We start from the raw sequence: 17,347 nt of genomic DNA on the forward strand, positions 1-17,347 counted from the left end.
GTCAGGCTCGCTGTGCCAGGGACACGCTGAAAATCCCCCACTCATCCACACGCTGGGTGATCTTGCGGAAACCGGCGGCTGCCACCAGTTGATCCATTTCCGCCTGGCTGCGCCGGCGCATTACCCAGGCCTGGCCCTGGCGGTGGCTGGTGAGGGCGCGGGCGATCAGTTCCAGTTGCGGGTGCCACGGTTGGCCGGTGTACACCAGATAACCACCTGGCTCCACGGCTTCGGCCAAGCCGGCGAGCGAGCCACCGACCATCGCGTTATCCGCGAACAGTTCATACAGCCCGGACACCACCGCCAGCGTCGGCTTGGGCTCCAGCGCTGCCAGGTCCGCCCGGTCAAACGCATCGCCTTTGACGAACTGGGCGATATCCCCCAGCCCTTTTTCACGAATCAGCGCGCCACCGTCGCGCACGTTGATATCGCTGTAGTCCCGCAGCAGGATCGATTCCGGCAACGGCGAAACGCCCTGCAAGGCTTCCAGAATGTACCGACCATGCCCGGCGGCGATGTCGACGATGCGCACTTCCCGCTGCTCGTCCCGCAGCTTGGCCATCGCCAGGCGCAGCAGCTCTTCCACGTTCAACTTGCGCTGACGAATACCGCGCCAGCCGATGGAGTTCAGGTAATTGGTGTCGATCATCCGCCCCAGCCCGCCTTTGCCGGTGGGTTTGTTGCGGTACACGTAGTCCAGGGTGCTGCCGGAGTCGAAGCCGGTGTCGAAACCGAGCTTCACGCCATCCGACAGTTTGCTGCCCAGGCCCATGCTGGCGCGGGTCATGCGCCAGTACAGGTCGCGCAGGGAGTTGCGTGGCAACGGCGCGGCGAGGGACTCGGATTCGGCGCAGGTCAGGCCAATCCTGTCGGCATCCAGCAAGGAGGCGCGGTCCAGCGGGTGTTCGAAGTTCTGCAGGATAAAGCGCCGGGCGCTGCTCAAGGCCACGGCGCGGTCACGTTCACCGAGGGTGTCGTGGAAGAAGCCGGGGAGGATGTGCAGCTCTTTCTTCAAGCTGCCGAGGCGGTCGAAAAACTGCTGCTGGGGTTTGCGGTGCACCACAAAGTCCGAGCCGGAGATCAGCAGTTGGGTCGGTACCTGAATTGCCTGGGCATCGGCTACAACCCGGTCGGCCGCTTCGTACAGGCCCAACAGCACATTCACCGAGATGGCTTTGGTGATCAGCGGATCACTGTCGTAGGACGCCACGCGCTCCGGGTCATGGCTCAGGAACTTGGCCTTGACGTAGCTGTTGACGAAAAAGTTGCCGCGAAACTTGCGCATCAACGCCAGGCCCGGCCGGGCGAAGGGCACGTAGAGTTTGACCTTGAATGCGGGGGAGGCGAGTACCAGCGAGCGAATCTTCGGCGCGTAGTCGTGCACCCAGGTGGCCGCGATCACCGCGCCGACACTTTGGGCGATCACTGCGAGGTGTTCTTCCTCGATGTTGTAGGCGCTGCGGATATGGTCAACGAAAGTCTGCACGTCCCGCGCACTGGTGGCGAAGCTCGGGCTGTCGCCGCGCGCGCCGGGGGATTGGCCGTGGCCACGGGCGTCCCAGGCGAAGAAGTCGAACTCCGGCAGGTTCAGCTCGTCCACCAGGTGGGCGATACGACCGGAATGCTCGTGGCCGCGATGGAACAGCAAGATCGCCTTGCGCGGCGCAAAGCCCGCGGGTGCGGTGGCGGGCCAATGACGGTAGAAAAGCTCCACCCCGTCATGGGTGCTGAAGGTGTGCTCTTGCTGTTCACGCATCGCAAAATCCTTATGCAGAAGGGGAGGTGTTCGTTTCTTCTTTCAAGCCTTGGCGCACGCGGTTGACCAGGGTGTAGGCCAGCAAGGCGGCGACCAGCCACATCACCGCTTCGACCCAACCGGCACCCAGCCAACCCAGCGCTACGCCGGTGGCCAGCACCCCGAGCACAAATGCCCGATCGCTCTTGCCCATCGGGCCGTCGTAGCGCCGCGAGGCCCCGACCATCGGCCCGAGCACGCCGGCGTATTCGCTGAACACCGCCAGCAGCGTCACCAGCAACACCGGCGCCAGGCTGACCTCGGGGATCAGCGCAAACGGCAGGATCAGTGCGCTGTCGGCGATCACGTCGCACAGTTCATTGAGGTAGGCGCCGAGTCGCGATTGCTGGCCGAATTCCCGGGCGAGCATGCCGTCGATGGCATTGAGGGCCATGCGCAGGATCATCCACAGCGGGATCAGCGCAAACAGCCACACATGTTGTGCGAAGCCGGCAATCAGCAATCCCACCAGCAGGGAAACCACCCCGGCCAGCACGGTGATCTGGTTGGCGGTGGTGCCGTTGTCGTAGAGGCGCTGCACCAGCGGGCGCAGCAGGTTCTGAAAACGCGGTTTGAGCTGATAGATCGAAATCATGGGGAGTGACGCTTCCTTGTCCGTAAGCCCGCGAAAAACTCTGGGGAGTGTGCCGATTTATCACCGCTGAAACCAGTGATGGCTCGTGTTTCTGGGGCTTTCGTCACTATCTGTGTGAAACCAAACAAAAATTTCACGCTTCGGGTTATAGAGTAACTAATTGTTTCTGGGTGGGCGTTTGGGGATGCGAGTGGATCTAGACGCTGATGACGTGGCCATCGAAGGGCTGCCGCGTTTTCAGCAGGGGTTGTTTCATGCCCGCCGGTTAAGGCAGGCCGGCATTGGCCTGACGGTGCTGGCGGTCGGCGGCTGGATGCTGGCGCTGTTTGTGGCGCTGTTCGCCCCGCTGTCGATCTGGCCGGTGGTGCTGATCAACTGCGCCTCGGCGTTGCTGGTGCTGGTGGCTGGCTTGCAATCGGCGTGGTGGGTCGCGGATTGGCGGGCCATGGCGCTGGAGGAGCCGGCTGCACGGCTGATCGAACCGCCGCTGCCACAAGAAGAACCTGGCTGGCTAAACCGGCAGTTCGGTCGCGTCGGTAATGGCTTGCTGGTGCAGATAGGCGCGCCGGTGTTCTGGCTGTGCGGCTGGTCGTTGCTGGCATTCTTCAGCGTTCTGGAATTCTGGAGCCTGACCTTGCCCGCCGCGGCGCTGGGCCAGGCTGCCAGTGTGGGCGCCGCCATTGCCTTGGCACTGGCATTCGGCTTGCTGGTGTTTGAACGGCGCATGGCCCAGGAAAGCACCGCCCAATGGCCGGAAGCGGTGCAACTGGCGCAACTGAGCCGGGTGGCGATTATCTGCCTGGTGATCAGTGCGATTTGTCTGCTGTTTGCCGGTGAAGAGTCCGTGTGGCCTCTGCGCCTGGCCGTGTTGATCGGCCTGTTGCCGGCCCTGGTGGCGCTGGAGTTTCTACTAAGAGGCCTGCTGTCGCTGTTCAGCCCACGCCAGGAGCGGCTTGAGCCGCGCCTGATGGCGCAAAGTTTTATCGCCGGGATGCTGCGCTGGCCGCCGCAACCGTTGCTCGCCTTGCAGCACGAACTGCACAACCGTTTCGGCATCGACCTGCGGCAGATCTGGGCCTTCACCTACATGCGCCGGGCATTCCTGCCGGTGTTGGTGGTGGTGCTGGCCGTAGGCTGGTTGCTGACCGGCGTGCATGAAGTCGCCCTGCAAAGTCGTGGGATCTATGAACGCTTTGGCAAGCCGGTGGAGGTCTTCGGGCCTGGCCTGCATGCCGGTTTGCCATGGCCGCTCGGCCGCGTGCTGAACGTGGAGAACGGCGTGGTCCATGAGCTGGCCACCAGCGTTGGCGAAGCGGCAAACACCGACGTCGCTCCGGCCGAGGGCCCGGCGCCGCTGATCGCCAACCGCCTGTGGGACGCCAGCCATGTAAATGACAAATCCCAGGTGATCGCCAGCAGCAGCGGCGACAAGCAGAGCTTCCAGATCGTCAATATGGACGTGCGCTTCGTGTACCGCATCGGCTTGACCGACCAGGCCGCACTCGCCGCCACCTATAACAGCGCCGATGTGCCCACGCTGATCCGCAGCACCGCCAGCCGCATCCTCGTCCACGAGTTTGCCTCGCGAACCCTTGATGAATTGCTGGGTGAGGAACGCAACAGCCTCGCCGATGAAATTGGCCAGGCGGTGCAAGCGGACCTGAAGAAACTCGACAGCGGCGTGGAAATTCTCGCCACCGTGGTGGAAGCCATTCACCCGCCCTCCGGTGCGGCGAATGCCTACCACGCGGTGCAAGCTGCGCAGATCGGCGCCCAGGCGCTGATTTCCCGAGAGCGCGGCGCTGCCAGTGAGCAGACCAACCAGGCGTTGCTGCAAGCCAGTACCGCCCGTGACCAGGCCCAGGCCACGGCCCATGAAGTCAGCGCCGGCGCCCAAGCGGCGGACCTGCGCTTCAGCGCCGAACAAAAGGCCTATCAACAAGCCGGCCAGGCGTTCGTGCTGGAGCAGTACCTGAGCCAACTGAGCCAGGGCCTGGCTCACGCCAAGTTACTCATTCTTGATCATCGCCTGGGCGCCAGTGGCGCACCGACCATCGATCTGCGTTCCTTTACCTTACCGGCCGACCCTGCGGTGCCGCGTAAAGCCGTTCAATAAGGAGTTCATCTGTTGAGCGCTCATTCTCACGATCACGCAGGCCATGGTCACCACCACGGCCACCATCATCACCATCATGGCGACGAGCACGAAGCCGGCCCGTTCCCCTGGCGGCGTATGGGCTGGGCGGTGTTGCTGGTGCTGTTCGCGGTCGCCGCGGCGAGCCTGGTGCAGGTGCGTTCCGGTGAAGCCACGGTGATTACTCGCTTCGGCAACCCGTCGCGGGTATTGCTGGAGCCGGGCCTGGGATGGCGCTGGCCGGCGCCGTTCGAGGCGGCGATTCCGGTGGACCTGCGCCTGCGCACCACCTCCAGCGGTTTGCAGGATGTGGGCACCCGCGATGGCCTGCGGATCATCGTGCAGGCCTACGTGGCCTGGCAGGTGCAGGGCGACCCCGACAACGTGCAGCGCTTTATGCGCGCGGTGCAGAACCAGCCGGATGAAGCGGCGCGGCAGATTCGCACCTTTGTCGGCTCGGCGCTGGAAACCACCGCCGCCAGTTTCGACCTGGCCAACCTGGTGAACACCGATGCCAGCCAGGTGCGCATTGCCGATTTTGAAGCGCAGTTGCGCCAGCAGATTGATCAACAATTGCTCACCACCTATGGCGTGCGTGTGGTGCAGGTGGGCGTTGAACGGCTGACCTTGCCGTCGGTGACCCTGGCCGCCACCGTCGACCGCATGCGCGCCGAGCGCGAGACCATCGCCACGGAACGAACCGCCGTGGGCAAGCGTGAAGCGGCGCAGATTCGTTCGGCCGCCGAGCGTGATGCGCGGATCGTCCAGGCCGACGCCACGGTGAAAGCCGCCGACATCGAAGCGCAATCCCGGGTCGAAGCCGCGCAGATTTATGGCCATGCCTACGCCGGCAATCCGCAGCTGTATAACCTGCTGCGTTCCCTCGACACCCTTGGCACAGTGGTCACGCCGGGCACCAAGATCATCCTGCGCACCGACGCCGCGCCTTTCCGCGCGCTGGTGGATGGGCCGAAGGATGTCCAGCCATGAGTGAGCGGGAAAGCCTCGACAGCCCGTGGATCCAGGCTGGACGGCTGACGTTCCTGGCGCTGTATGCGGTGACGGTATTGGCCGCGCTGGCGTGGGCGTTTTCCAACGTGCGCCAGATCGACCCGCAGAACCGCGCCGTGGTGTTGCACTTCGGTGCGCTGGACCGGATCCAGAATGCCGGGCTGCTGCTGGCCTGGCCGCGTCCGTTCGAGCAAGTGGTGCTGTTGCCCGCCGCGGACCGGGTGATCGAGCGCCGGGTGGAAAACCTGCTGCGTTCCGATGCGGCCACCCAAGCCGATCGCGTGGCCAGTTTTGCCACGCCGCTGAGCGATGCCCTGGCCGGCTCCGGTTACCTGCTGACCGGCGATGCCGGGGTGGTGCAGCTGGATGTGCGGGTCTTCTATAAGGTCACCGAGCCCTACGCGTTTGTGTTGCAGGGCGATCACGTGCTGCCGGCGCTGGATCGACTGGTCACTCGCAGCGCTGTGGTGCTGACTGCGGCGCGGGATCTGGACACGATTCTGGTGGCGCGCCCCGAGTTGATCGGCGCCGACAACCAAGCCGCCGAACGCCGCGAACGGCTGCGTGGCGACCTGGTGCGCGGCATCAATCAACGCCTGGCTGACCTGGCGTCCACCGGCCTTGGCCTGGGCATCGAAGTCACCCGGGTCGACGTGCAATCGAGCTTGCCGGGCCCGGCGGTCAATGCCTTCAACGCAGTGCTGACCGCCAGCCAGCAAGCCGACAAGGCGGTGGCCAATGCGCGCACCGACGCCGAAAAACTTACCCAGACCGCCAACCAGGACGCCGACCGCGCCGTGCAAGTGGCTCACGCCCAGGCCAGCGAACGGCTGTCCAACGCCCAGGCGCAAACCGCTACCGTCGCCAGCCTGGCCCAGGTCCAAGACCCAGGCCTGTTGCTGCGCCTCTACCGCGAACGCCTGCCGAAGATTCTCGGGCAGGCCGGCTCCGTGACCACGGTTGACCCTAAAGACGATTCCCGCCTGATCATTCAGGGAGCCGAACAATGACCGCCCACGCCGCCCCGATGCTCTCATCGGCCGAACAACGCAGCGCCGCCCGGCAACTGACCCTGGCGATGCTCGCCCTGGGCCTGCTCGGCCTGGGCCTGGTATGGCGCTGGCTGGCGCCGGACCAGACCGGCGTGAGCCAACTGCTGTTGGGCGTCGCCTCATTGCTGGTGGCCGTGCCCGTGATGCGCTCGGCCTGGTACAGCCTGCGGTATCCAAGTTTGCATGGCATCACCGACCAACTGATCGCCCTGGCCATGCTTGGCGCCTGGGCTACCGGTGACCTGCTGACCGCCGCGCTGCTGCCGATCATCATGATCTTCGGCCATGTGCTGGAAGAGCGCAGCGTCATCGGCTCCCAGGAAGCGATTCATGCCCTGGGCAAGCTGACCCGTAGCCACGCACGGTTGGTGCAGGCGGACGGGACGATCCTGGAAGTGGACAACGGCATCCTGAAGACCGGCGATATCGTCGAAGTGCGTGCCGGTGACCGCGTGCCCGCCGACGGCGTGGTGCTGTCGGGCCAGGCCAGCCTGGACACCGCGCCAATTACCGGTGAATCGGTGCCGCTGGAAGCGAGTATCGGCGTGCAGGTGTTTGGTGGCGCGATCAACCTCGACGGTTTGCTGCGCCTGGAAGTGACCCGCACCGGCAATGAGTCGACGCTGGGTAAAGTCATCGCCCTGATGCAGAGCGCCGAACGTTCGAAGCCGCCGATCACCCGATTGCTGGAGCGCTACGCCGGCAGCTACATGGTGCTGGTGCTGTTGCTGGCGGCGGTCACCTGGTTTGTCACCAATGACGCCCAGGCGATGCTCGCGGTGCTGGTGGCGGCGTGCCCGTGTGCTTTGGTGTTGTCGGCGCCGGCCACGGCGATTGCGGGCATTGCGGTGGCGGCGCGTCACGGCATTCTGATTCGCAGCTCGGCGTTTCTCGAAGAGCTGGCGGACCTGACGTCGCTGGTGGTCGACAAGACCGGCACCCTGACGTTTGGCACCCTGCGTTTGCAGTCCATCGACACCCGCGAGCCGGATCGGCAAGTGCTGCTCAACCTGGCGGCCAGCCTCGGTTCGGCCAGCAGCCACCCGGTCAGCCGGGCATTGGCGGGGCTGGCGACTCAAGAGCAGATGCTGGTGTTGTCGGATATTCGCGAGCGCCAGGGCCTCGGTGTGGTCGCGCAGACCGGGCAGGGCGAAGCCGCCCTCGGCCGGCCGGAATTGTTTGAGCAACTGGGCATCACGACCACGGCGGTCCCCAATCACGACGGCCCGATTGCCGGGCTTGCGTTGAACGGGCAGTTCCTTGCCTGGCTGTTGCTGGCGGACAGCGTGAAACCTGAAGCGCGCCAGGCGATGAAAGAGCTGCGTGAATTGGGCCTGGGGCGCCAACTGCTGCTGACCGGCGACCGCCAGAGCGTGGCCGACAGCCTGGCGTTGGAAGTGGGCATCAGCGACGTCGAAGCCCAGGCTTTGCCGGAGGACAAACTCAATCGCGTGCTGGGGGAAATCGGCAGCGGTTTCCGGCCGATGGTGGTGGGCGACGGGATCAACGATTCGTTGGCGCTCAAGGCGGGTGTGGTCGGTGTGGCGATGGGCGCGGGCGGGGCGGATATCGCGCTGGCATCGGCGGACGTGGTGCTGATCGGCAGCGACCTGCGGCGCCTGGGCACCTGTGTGCGCTTGAGTCGCCAGTGCCGGCACACGTTGCAGGTTAACGTGATCATCGGTCTGGGCTGGACGCTGGCGATCGTGGTGTTCGCCGCATTTGGCTGGCTGGGCGCGGCGGGCGCGATGATTGCGGCGGTGCTGCACAACCTCAGTACGCTGCTGGTGCTGGGCAATGCGGGGCGTCTGTTGCGGTTCCAGGAGCCGCTCTTGAAACTCGAGGAATAATTTTTCAGTCGCGCTGTAACGCCATGGGGGGACCTCACTCTAGTGCTATGTCGAGACTGAACAATCCGTTCAGACCGGCTCCACTACCGATCATGAGGAATACACAATGAACATCAAATCCGCTGCTGCTGGTGCCGCCCTCGCTATCGCCGCTGCTGGCATGTTTGCCGGTGTTGCCACTCAGGTACAGGCAGCAGACGCCCAGGTCCATTGCTATGGCGTCAACGCCTGCAAAGGCCAGAACGACTGCAAAACCAAAGACCACGCCTGCAAAGGCATGGGTTCTTGCAAAGGCCAGGGCTTCCTGTCGATGAGCAAGGCGATGTGCGATCAGAAAGGCGGCAAAGTCGGCGAATAACCGACAACCGAGTGCAACCGCAGCGGGCCCCCCTCCGCTGCGGACACTTTCCCCAGGAGTGTTTTTATGTCCGCTTCCCTTCCGAGTCTGGGTTACGGCCTGGGTTTACGCAGCGAGTACTACCAGCAGATCCTTGAACAATCGCCGGCCGTGGATTGGTTCGAAGTGATCTCCGAGAATTATCTGGTGCAGGGCGGCAAGGCCTTGTACTACCTGGATGCGATAGCCGAGCGTTATCCCCTGGTGATGCATGGCGTGTCCCTGTCTATCGGCGGGCCCCATGCCCTCGATACCGATTACCTGAAACAACTCAAGCAGCTCTCCGAGCGCATCCGGCCGGCGTGGATTTCCGATCACCTGTGCTGGAGCCGTGGCAACGCGCACCAGTTGCATGACTTGCTGCCGCTGCCCTACACCGAAGAAAGCCTGTACCACGTCGCCGCTCGCGTGCGGCAGGTGCAGGATGTGTTGCAGCGCCCGTTCGTGCTGGAAAACGTCTCCAGCTACGTGCGCTCCAAGGCGGATGAGTTTACCGAGTGGGAATTTCTCAACGCCCTGAGCCACCTCACCGGCTGCCAGTTGCTGCTGGACGTGAATAACGTCTACGTCAGCTCGCGCAATCACGGGTTCGACGCCTGGGAATTTATCCGCAACCTGCCGCCCGAAAGCATCCGCCAACTGCACCTGGCCGGGCATATGGATTACGGCGACTACGTGATCGACACCCATGACCATCCGGTATGCGATCCGGTGTGGGCGCTGTATCAGCGGACCCTGGAGCACCTTGGGCCAGTCTCGACCTTGCTCGAACGCGATGACCATTTCCCGCCGTTCCAGGAGCTGCTCGACGAGTTGAACAAGGCCCGCGAGCTGGGCGCGAGCGCGCTGGACAGGAGAGCGTTATGCGCCTGATCGATTGGCAATTGGCCTTTGAGCGGCATTTGCTGGCCGAATCTTCCACTGCCAGCAACAGCTTCAGCGCCACCTTGATCGGCGGCCCGACCCTGGATGTCGAGACGGGCCTGGCGATTTACCACAACGCTTATCACGCCCGATTGCAGGAAGTGCTGCGCGACGACTTCAGCGCCGTCTGGTATTGGCTGGGGGACGAGGAGTTTGCAGCGTTGGGTTCGGCCTATACCCGCCGTTATCCCTCGGCCCATTACAGCCTGCGCTGGTTTGGCGAGCGGTTCCCCGGGTTTATCGTTGAGCATTATGGCGAGCAAGGTTTGGCGCCTGCCGAGCTGGCGCGGCTCGAATGGGCATTCACCCTGGCCTTTGATGCACCGCAGGGCGAGCCGTTGACCCTGCAAGACATGGCAACGCTGCCGCCCGAAGACTGGCCCGGGCTGCTGGTGCAGTTCGTGCCCTCGGTGCAGCAGGTGCTGTGTGATTTCAACAGCCTGGGCATCTGGCGTGCGAGCAAGGGCGAATGGGACTTTCCCGGCAGCGAGGCCCTGCCATTGGCGCAGGTGTGTCTGGTATGGCGCCATCAGAATGTCTGCCAATACCGCAGCCTGGAACCGGCGCAAGCCAGCGCGCTGACAGGCATGGTCGCCAACGGTTGGAGTTTTTCCGAACTGTGTGCCGAGTTGGCAGTCACTTACCAGGAGGGCGCGCCATTGCAAGCGGTTACCTGGCTGAAACAGTGGGTCCAGGAGGGTTTGCTCCAGCGGCGGGCACCATAGAAAAGCGCTATTGTTTCGATAGCCTGCTAATTTTTCCGTGGATGGTCTACCCTCATTTCAGACGTCTGAAACAAGGGGGGACTACTCATGCTCGCGCAACTTCCACCGGCCTTACAGAATCTCAAGCTACCGCTGCGTCTTCGACTCTGGGACGGCCATGAATTCAACCTGGGCCCGGATCCCAGCGTCACCATTGTGGTCAAGGACCCCATGATGGTTTCAACGCTCAGCCATCCGACGCTGGACTCACTGGGCGAAGCTTTCGTCGAGGGCAAACTGGAGCTGGAAGGCTCCATTTCCGAAGTGATCAGGGTCGTTGACGAGTTGAGTCATGCCCTGGTTGATGACGACGAGGGGAGTCGTCCGGTGCGCTCGATCCACGACAAGGCCACCGACGCAGCGGCTATTTCCTACCATTACGACCTGTCCAACGAGTTCTACCAGCTGTGGCTGGACCGCGACATGGCCTATTCCTGCGGGTATTTCGAAACCGGCAGCGAATCCCTTGATCAAGCCCAACAAGACAAATTCCGCCACCTGTGCCGCAAATTGCGGCTGCAGCCGGGGGAGTACTTGCTCGACGTGGGCTGCGGTTGGGGTGGGCTGGCGCGGTATGCCGCGCGGGAATTCGGGGTCAAGGTGTTCGGTATCACCCTGAGCAAGGAACAGCTGGCGCTGGCCCAGGAGCGGGTGAAGGCCGAAGGCCTGGAAGACCAGGTAGAGCTGACGCTGCTCGACTACCGCGACTTGCCTCAGGATGGCCGGTTCGACAAGGTGGTGAGCGTGGGGATGTTTGAACACGTTGGTCACGCCAACCTGGCGGAGTACTGCAAGATTCTCTACGGCGCGGTGCGTGAGGGCGGCCTGGTGATGAACCACGGGATTACCGCCAAGCATATTGATGGCCGGCCCGTAGGCCGTGGCGCCGGGGATTTTATCGAGCGTTATGTGTTCCCCAACGGCGAGTTGCCGCATCTGTCGATGATGACCGCCGAGATCAGCGACGTGGGCCTGGAAGTAGTCGACGTCGAAAGCCTGCGCCTGCATTACGCGCGCACGCTGGATCACTGGAGCGAGCGCCTCGAAGACAACCTGGAAGCGGCGGGCAAGATGGTGCCGGAGCAAGCCTTGCGCATTTGGCGCCTGTACCTGGCCGGCTGTGCGTATGCGTTTGCCCGGGGCTGGATCAACCTGCATCAGATTCTGGCGGTGAAACCCCATGCCGATGGTAGCCATGAGCTGCCGTGGACGCGGGATGACCTGTACCAGTAAGCAATGTTACCGGTGATCTGAATGTGGGAGCGGGCTTGTGTGGGAGCGGGCTTGCTCGCGAAGGCGTTGTATCAGAAACACATTCAGTGACTGACACTCCGCTTTCGCGAGCAAGCCCGCTCCCACATTGGGTTCGGTGCAAGCCTTACAAAATTGGAGAAATCAGCCGCGCGATCCGCATGCCCAATTGTTGCAGGCGGTGGGTCTGGCGGTTTTCTTCCTGGCTGATTTCATGGGCCAGGGCGAAGTCTTCCAGCAGCATGTGCTCCACCTGGCTGGCGAAGGTGTCATCTACCGTCAGCAACATCACTTCGAAATTCAGCCGGAACGAGCGGTTATCCAAGTTCGCACTGCCGATGGCGCTGATTTCACGGTCGACCAACACCACTTTCTGATGCAGGAATCCTGGCGTATAGCGAAATACCCGCACCCCGGCGCGCACGGCTTCGATCGCATACAGGCTGGAAGCGGCGTAGACGATGCGGTGATCCGGCCGTGACGGCAGCAGCAGGCGCACGTCGACACCGCGCAATACCGCCAACCTCAAAGCCGCAAACACCGCCTCATCGGGAATGAAATACGGGCTGGTGATCCATACCCGCTCGGTGGCCGCATGAATGGCCTCGACGAAAAACAGCGAGCAGGTTTCATAAGGGTCCGCCGGGCCGCTGGCCAGCAACTGGCAGAGTACGCCGTCGTCCGGGTAGGTATCCGGCAGCAGCAACGGCGGCAGCTCACGCGAGGCCCAGAACCAGTCTTCGGCAAACGACTCCTGCAAGCACGCTACTACCGGGCCGCTGACTTGCACATGGGTGTCACGCCATGGCGCCAGCGGCGGTTTCTTGCCCAGGTACTCATCGCCGACGTTATGCCCACCGACGAACCCGGTAATGCCATCCACCACCACGATCTTGCGGTGGTTGCGGAAGTTGACCTGGAAGCGGTTGAGCCAGCCGCTGCGCGTGGCGAAGGCCTTGACCTGCACCCCGGCGTCTCGCAGCGACTGCACATAACGATGGGGCAGGGCATGGCTGCCGATACGGTCGTACAGCACGAAAATGGCTACGCCTTCGGCGGCTTTTTCCTTGAGCAAGGTGTGCAGTTGGCGGCCAAGTTCGTCGTCATGAATGATGAAGAACTGGAACAGCACGGCGGTCTTTGCCGAGCGAATCGCCTCGAAAATCGCGCTGAACGTAGCCTCGCCATTGATCAGCAAACGCACCTGATTATTCGCCAGGCACGGCATGCGCCCCAGCTTGGGCATGGCCCGTAGCGAAGCGTAGGCCTGGGAGTTGCGCGCGGCCAATGCCTCTTCAACCCATGGGCGCCAGTTCAGCTCGGTGATCGCCTTGTGCATTTCCTGGTTGGCCTGGCGCCGCGCCTGAATGTAGGCGTCGAAAGTGCTCCGGCCAAAGATCAGGTAGGGAATCAGCGTCAGGTAGGGGATGAACATCAGCGACAATGCCCAGGCAATCGAGCCTTGGGCGGTCCTGACGGTCAGCACCGCATGGATGGCGGCGAGGGTGCCCAGAAAATGCAGGGTGGCAATGAAATAGGCGAGCAGGTGCGGGCCAAAGAAATCCATGGACAACGGTACTCCTGACGAACAAGTGCCTAACAGACCATGTTCGGCCACGAATGTCGCTATTTTATTTGCTGTGCAACACTGGCGCTTTTGCGGCGTCTAACGCCGACAATTGCCCAGGAGTTACCCGATGAATGCTCGTCTGCTTGGTTTGGCCATGGTTGTTGGTTTGACGCTGCCTGTGGCGGCGCAAGCGCAGATGTTGGCGCCGGGCTTGTGGGAGTTGACCACCAGCAACATGAAGGTCGATAACCAGGACCTGCCGGACTTGTCGCTGATCCTCGGTCAGCTCAAGCAACAGATGACCCCGGAACAACGCGCGATGCTTGAGAAGCAAGGCATCACCATGGCCGGCAAAGGCGTACAGGTGTGCCTGACCCCGGCCCAGGTGGCGTCCGATTCCATCCCGCTGACCGACCCGCAATCGGGTTGCAAGCAGGAAGTGACGGACAAGACCGGCAACCAATGGAAATTCCGTTTCAGCTGCCCGAAAGCCCAGGGCACTGGCGTGGCGACGTTCCAGAGCCAGCAGGAATTCACCACTACGGTTAACGGTACCTTCAACGCCACCGGCGTACAGCAGAAGGGCAGCCTGGACACCCACGCGCAGTGGTTGGGCAGCAACTGCGGCACGGTCAAACCCCGCGCCTAACCTAAGACATACCCCGATCAAAATGTGGGAGCGGGCTTGCTCGCGAATGCGGTGAATCAGTCACAGGTGTATTGGCTGACCCACCGCATTCGCGAGCAAGCCCGCTCCCACATTTGATTGGATTGCCAGGTACAGAGTCTCTTCAGCGCTGAAAATGCAGCGGCAGCCCCTGGCAACTGTCGTGCACGCGCCCGTCGTGCCAGGCCAGGTGGCCCGACACAAGCGTGGTGCTGACGCTGTGCCGGAAGCTGCGCCCCGCAAAGGGCGTCCAGCCGCAACGGGCCAGGATCGGCTGGCTGCTGACGGGGTTGCCGTGAGGCTCGGGTTGGATCAGCACCAGGTCGGCCCAATAGCCTTCGCGCAGGTAGCCACGGTCGGGGATCGCAAACAGGTCCGCGACCCGATGGCTGGTTTTCGCCACCAGCGTGGTCAGCGGCAGCAGGCCGTCGGCGACCAACTCCAGCAGCGCCGGCAGGGCGTGTTGCACCAGCGGCAAGCCTGACGGCGCTTCGCGATAGGGCAGCTGTTTTTGCGCCCAGGTGTGCGGCGCATGGTCACTGCCAATTACATCCAGACGATCACTCAACAATGCCAGGCGCAGGGCGTTGCGGTCGGCGCGTGTCTTGATCGCCGGGTTGCATTTGATCTGGTGGCCGAGGCGGGCGTAGTCGCGGTCATCGAACAAGAGGTGATGCAGGCAGACTTCCGCCGTGATGCGTTTTTGCGCCAGGGGTTTGTCTTCGAACAGCACCAACTCCCGTGCGCTGGTGATGTGCAGCACATGCAGGCGCGTGCCGTGCCGCTTGGCCAGTTCCACCGCCAGGGACGAGGAGCGATAGCAGGCCTCGGCATCGCGGATCAGCGGGTGTGCCACGGCAGGAATGTGCTCACCGAAACGCTCGCGCATCCTTTGCTCGCGGGCCAGGATGCTGGGGGTGTGCTCGCAGTGGGCCAGGAGAATGGTCGGCACCTCGGCGAACAGACGCTCGAGGATCTTCGGATCATCCACCAGCATATTGCCGGTAGACGCACCCATGAACACTTTGACCCCGGCGACTTCCCGCGGGTCCAGCGCGGCGACGGTGTCGAGGTTGTCGTTGCTCACTCCGAAGTGAAAACCATAGTTGGCCACCGAATGCAGCGCCGCGCGGCGCTTTTTGTCGGCCAGGGCATCCAGGTTCAGGGTCGCCGGGTTGGTGTTGGGCATGTCCATGAAACTGGTGATGCCACCGGCCACCGCCGCACGGGACTCGCTGTAGAAGCTGCCTTTGTCCGGCGCGCCGGGCTCTCGGAAGTGCACCTGGTCGTCGATCATTCCCGGCAGCAGCCACTGGCCTTGGGCGTCGATTTCCACGGTGGCGTTGGCGTTGTCGATGCTGCCGGCGATCTTCTCGATACGGCCATTGGCGACCAGCAGGTCAGCCTCGAATTCCTCGCCTTCGTTCACCAGGCGGGCGTTGCGGATCAGCAGGCGGCTCATGGTCAGAACTCGTTTTGCAGGGCTTTGTAACCCAGCACCAGGTCGACGTTGGTGCGTGCCACGTCTTCGGAAAACTCCGAAGCGCTGACACTCACCGGCGGAAACTGGGACAGGTCGGTGTTGGGGCCGATGCGGGTGGTGGAGGGCACGTAGAACGCGTCGGGCAAATCGCGGCCGTCGACTACAGAATTGTGCCGCACCACGCAGCCATCGCCGACGACGCAATTGAACAGCACGCTGTTGAAGCCGATGAACACCCGGTCACCAACGGTGCAGGGCCCGTGGACGATGGAGCGGTGGGCGATGGAGGTGAACTCGCCGATGGTTACGGCGGCGCCGGATTTGGAGTGGATCACCACGCCGTCCTGGATATTCGAATTGGCACCGATGGTGATCGGGTCCATGTCACCGTTGGCGTCGACTTCGTCGGCGCGGATCACCGCGTAAGGGCCGACAAATACGTTTTCGCCGATGATCACCTTGCCGCAGATGATTGCGGTTTTGTCGACGTAGGCCGATTCGGCAATCACGGGCAGATCGCCGGAAGGGTTCTTGCGGATCATGGGTCAGGTTCCTTGAGAGGCGCGGTGATGATGTTTACGTGATGGCCGTCGATGGCGTTGTAGAAACAGGTGGGCCGGCCGGTGTGGCAGGCCGGGCCTTGCTGGTCGACGATCAGCAATACCGCGTCGCCGTCGCAATCCAGGCGGGCCTCCACCAGCAGTTGCCGGTGGCCCGAGGTTTCGCCCTTGCGCCACAGTTGCTGGCGCGAGCGGGACCAGTAGCAGACGTGCCCGGTGGCCAGGGTTTCGTCGAGGGCCTGGCGGTTCATCCAGGCCAGCATCAACACTTCGCCGCTGCCGTGTTGCTGGGCGATGGCGGCGATCAGGCCATCGCTGTTCCACGGCAGGGCGTCGAGCACGCTATCGAGTGGAAAGCGGCTGCCGATGGCAGCCTCTTCCAGGTCAAGCATGCTCAGGCTCATGGCTTGCTCAGGGCCGCGCACAGGGTGTTGAGGTTGTATTCGAACAGGCCGGTAAAGGTGCTGGCCGGACCTTCTGCGGCCAGGGCGTCCGAATACAGCGTGCCGCCGATCTGCGCGCCGCTTTCGTCAGCGATCTGCTGGAGCAGACGCGAGTCCTTGATGTTTTCCATGAACACGGCCTTGACCTTGTCCTTGCGGATCTGGGTGATCAGCGTGGCGACTTCGGCGGCCGACGGTTCACGTTCGGTGGACAGGCCTTGAGGCGACAGGAACTCGATACCGTAGGCCTGGCCCAGGTAGCCGAAGGCGTCATGAGAGGTGACGATGCGACGGTTACCCGGTGGCAGCGCGCCAAACTTGGCCTTGGCTTCAGCCAGCAGGCGGTAGATTTCTTTCAGGTACACCTGGCTGTTGTGCTCGTAGTCGGCCTTGTTGGCCGGGTCGGCAGCGATCAGCGCCTTGGTGATGTTGTTCACGTAGATAACGGTGTTGGCCAGGTTGTGCCAGGCGTGCGGGTCGGGGATGGTTTCGCCGTCCTCTTCCATGGTGTGGGAGAGCACGCCTTTGCTCGCAGTGACCACAGTGGCCTTGGTCTCGGTGCTGGTGATCAGGCGATCCAGCCACGGCTCGAAGCCCAGGCCGTTCTTGATGATCACCTTGGCCTTGAGCAGGGCCTTGGCATCGTCCGGTGTTGGTTCGTAGGTATGGGCGTCGGCGTCGGGGCCGACCATGTTGCTGATCTGGATATGATCGCCACCGACCTGGTGGGTCATGTCGTCAAGAATACTGAAGCTGGTAACCACCTGAAGCTTGTCGGCAGCCTGGGCCGTCGCGAACGACAGCGGCAGCAACACACTGAACAGCACGAGTAGAGCGCGCATCGGGAAACA

General features: G+C 63.0%; 16 protein-coding genes. 9 read left to right on the top strand and 7 right to left on the bottom strand.

Translation table 11 applies throughout. The annotated features are described in order from the left end of the window. Window position 1: 1 nt before the first annotated feature. Together HX805_RS02105 and HX805_RS02110 are read right to left on the bottom strand one after the other, a co-directional pair. Complete coding sequence (locus HX805_RS02105; protein WP_003213517.1) at window positions 2-1,756, bottom strand: bifunctional alpha/beta hydrolase/class I SAM-dependent methyltransferase; 1,755 nt, start codon at window positions 1,754-1,756, stop codon at window positions 2-4. A gap of 10 nt (window positions 1,757-1,766) precedes the next feature. Then, complete coding sequence (locus HX805_RS02110; RefSeq protein ID WP_003213515.1) at window positions 1,767-2,390, bottom strand: CDP-alcohol phosphatidyltransferase family protein; 624 nt, start codon at window positions 2,388-2,390, stop codon at window positions 1,767-1,769. A gap of 184 nt (window positions 2,391-2,574) precedes the next feature. Here HX805_RS02110 and hflK (HX805_RS02115) point away from each other — a divergent pair, with 184 nt between their 5' ends. From hflK (HX805_RS02115) to cfaB, 8 genes are all read left to right on the top strand, one after another. After that, window positions 2,575-4,506: a protease modulator HflK gene (gene hflK, locus HX805_RS02115; protein WP_177050690.1), complete on the top strand. Its 1,932-nt coding sequence runs from the start codon at window positions 2,575-2,577 to the stop codon at window positions 4,504-4,506. A 9-nt stretch (window positions 4,507-4,515) separates the two neighbouring features. Then, a complete protein-coding gene (gene hflC, locus HX805_RS02120; protein WP_173883038.1) occupies window positions 4,516-5,514 on the top strand; it encodes a protease modulator HflC in 999 nt (332 codons plus the stop codon). Next, window positions 5,511-6,545, top strand: a complete 1,035-nt coding sequence (hflK, locus tag HX805_RS02125; RefSeq protein WP_003213508.1) for a protease modulator HflK — start codon at window positions 5,511-5,513, stop codon at window positions 6,543-6,545. Before hflC ends, hflK (HX805_RS02125) begins: the two co-directional genes overlap by 4 nt. After that, window positions 6,542-8,437, top strand: a complete 1,896-nt coding sequence (locus tag HX805_RS02130; protein ID WP_177116561.1) for a cation-translocating P-type ATPase — start codon at window positions 6,542-6,544, stop codon at window positions 8,435-8,437. Before hflK (HX805_RS02125) ends, HX805_RS02130 begins: the two co-directional genes overlap by 4 nt. A 106-nt stretch (window positions 8,438-8,543) precedes the next feature. Further along, entirely contained in the window at window positions 8,544-8,795 is a 252-nt protein-coding gene (locus HX805_RS02135; protein ID WP_003213503.1) for a hypothetical protein, read from the top strand. A gap of 66 nt (window positions 8,796-8,861) precedes the next feature. After that, window positions 8,862-9,707, top strand: a complete 846-nt coding sequence (locus HX805_RS02140) for a DUF692 domain-containing protein (protein WP_087694584.1) — start codon at window positions 8,862-8,864, stop codon at window positions 9,705-9,707. Beyond that, window positions 9,698-10,483, top strand: coding sequence for a DNA-binding domain-containing protein (locus HX805_RS02145; RefSeq protein WP_177116562.1), 786 nt, complete (start codon window positions 9,698-9,700; stop codon window positions 10,481-10,483). The genes HX805_RS02140 and HX805_RS02145 overlap by 10 nt, the downstream gene beginning before the upstream one ends. Before the next feature lie 87 nt (window positions 10,484-10,570). After that, window positions 10,571-11,755, top strand: coding sequence for a C17 cyclopropane fatty acid synthase CfaB (gene cfaB, locus HX805_RS02150; RefSeq protein WP_003213498.1), 1,185 nt, complete (start codon window positions 10,571-10,573; stop codon window positions 11,753-11,755). Window positions 11,756-11,900: 145 nt separating this feature from the next. Here cfaB and cls read toward each other — a convergent pair whose 3' ends face one another. After that, entirely contained in the window at window positions 11,901-13,340 is a 1,440-nt protein-coding gene (cls, locus tag HX805_RS02155) for a cardiolipin synthase (protein ID WP_003213496.1), read from the bottom strand. Between the two features lie 130 nt (window positions 13,341-13,470). Here cls and HX805_RS02160 point away from each other — a divergent pair, with 130 nt between their 5' ends. Next, window positions 13,471-13,992: a DUF3617 domain-containing protein gene (locus HX805_RS02160; RefSeq protein ID WP_003213494.1), complete on the top strand. Its 522-nt coding sequence runs from the start codon at window positions 13,471-13,473 to the stop codon at window positions 13,990-13,992. Window positions 13,993-14,134: 142 nt separating this feature from the next. Here the strand turns inward: HX805_RS02160 and HX805_RS02165 are convergent, their stop codons facing one another. Genes HX805_RS02165 through HX805_RS02180 form a run of 4 tightly spaced genes read right to left on the bottom strand, consistent with a single transcriptional unit; the run spans window position 14,135 to window position 17,338 of the window. Then, a complete protein-coding gene (locus HX805_RS02165) occupies window positions 14,135-15,472 on the bottom strand; it encodes a dihydroorotase (protein WP_177116563.1) in 1,338 nt (445 codons plus the stop codon). 2 nt (window positions 15,473-15,474) lie between these two features. After that, complete coding sequence (locus tag HX805_RS02170) at window positions 15,475-16,035, bottom strand: DapH/DapD/GlmU-related protein (RefSeq protein WP_087694587.1); 561 nt, start codon at window positions 16,033-16,035, stop codon at window positions 15,475-15,477. Then, entirely contained in the window at window positions 16,032-16,457 is a 426-nt protein-coding gene (gene hisI / locus HX805_RS02175) for a phosphoribosyl-AMP cyclohydrolase (protein WP_177020321.1), read from the bottom strand. The genes HX805_RS02170 and hisI overlap by 4 nt, the downstream gene beginning before the upstream one ends. Then, window positions 16,454-17,338 carry a metal ABC transporter substrate-binding protein gene (locus HX805_RS02180; RefSeq protein WP_102604031.1) on the bottom strand — a complete coding sequence of 295 codons (885 nt, stop codon included), beginning with the start codon at window positions 17,336-17,338 and terminating at the stop codon, window positions 16,454-16,456. The genes hisI and HX805_RS02180 overlap by 4 nt, the downstream gene beginning before the upstream one ends. Window positions 17,339-17,347: the final 9 nt, after the last annotated feature.

It is taken from the genome of Pseudomonas sp. G5001, assembly GCF_013385475.1.
In the GTDB taxonomy this organism is placed as follows: domain Bacteria; phylum Pseudomonadota; class Gammaproteobacteria; order Pseudomonadales; family Pseudomonadaceae; genus Aquipseudomonas.